Genomic DNA, 417 nt, shown 5'->3' on the forward strand with positions numbered 1-417 from the left:
GCATCAAAATTAAGACTCAAATCAGGCTCACACGTAGATATAAAAGGTCTAAATTTAGTCGTTGGTGTTAGTAAGCAAGAGGATTTTGGCGTTTATGGTGGATTTTTAGAGTTAGGATTTGGTAACTATGATAGTTATAATGACTTCTCAAATTTAACCTCAGTTCAAGGAAAAGGTAACACAAAATACCTTGGCACAGGCATTATGACTCATTTTGAGTTAGGAGATGGATATTACGCTCAATCATCTCTTAGAGTCGGCAAGATATCAGCTGACTACAAAAGTTCAAATTTAACCGATAAAGAGGTTAAATTTAACACCAAAAGAGTATATCTAAGCACTCATTTAGGATTTGGAAAAGTCTTTGAAATAGGCACTCAAAACATAGATTTATACACAAATTTATACCTAACTCGC

Annotated in this window: 1 pseudogene; it reads left to right on the forward strand. The window is 33.8% G+C overall.

Features of this window, described 5'->3' with window-relative positions:
* Window positions 1-417: pseudogene (locus F1B92_RS08875) on the forward strand (hypothetical protein); the annotation flags it as partial.

Origin of the sequence: Campylobacter portucalensis (genome assembly GCF_009690845.1) — a bacterium.
In the GTDB taxonomy this organism is placed as follows: Bacteria; Campylobacterota; Campylobacteria; order Campylobacterales; family Campylobacteraceae; genus Campylobacter_B; species Campylobacter_B portucalensis.